Raw genomic sequence first — 524 nt, forward strand, 5'->3', positions numbered from 1 at the left:
AGCAGCGCCTTGGTCGGGATGCAGCCCCAGTTTAGGCAGATGCCGCCGAGATAGGACTTTTCGACGATCGCGGTCTTGAAGCCGAGCTGGGCGGCGCGGATCGCGGTGACGTAGCCGCCGGGACCGGAGCCGATGATGATGACGTCGAAGGATGTGTCGGCCATGACTACTCGCTGGTTTTGCTGGCGATGGATTGCTTCCGCCTTCGCTCCGAGAGCTTCGGCGGACAAGTCGCTGCGCTCGCAATGACGGAGTGTTCGGCACCGGATTGCTCTTTCAATGAAGATCTTCATCTGCTGCAGACACGCCTTCGCAATCCCGCGGCGCGTTTCGCCCGAGTGTCGCCCGGTCTTGCGACCCTCTCCGATCCAAGAGGGCGCAGGGAAGGCCGGGTGCTGACATCGCACCCACGGTCCGCTGCGCGAAAAGCACACGCAAAGGAACCGCACAGCAGCATACAGGTGGAGCCAAATCACTCGGCCTTCCCTGCGCGATGGTTGGACGGCTTATGCCGTGCTCTCCCG

General features: G+C 62.6%; 1 protein-coding gene. It reads right to left on the reverse strand.

What is annotated here, in order from left to right:
• Nucleotides 1–164: FAD-dependent oxidoreductase (locus ACMGDH_RS18220; protein ID WP_436829402.1), on the reverse strand; the 164-nt coding region annotated here is incomplete at its 3' end.
• Nucleotides 165–524: the final 360 nt, after the last annotated feature.

It is taken from the genome of Sphingomonas radicis (assembly GCF_051400635.1).
GTDB lineage: Bacteria > Pseudomonadota > Alphaproteobacteria > Sphingomonadales > Sphingomonadaceae > Sphingomonas.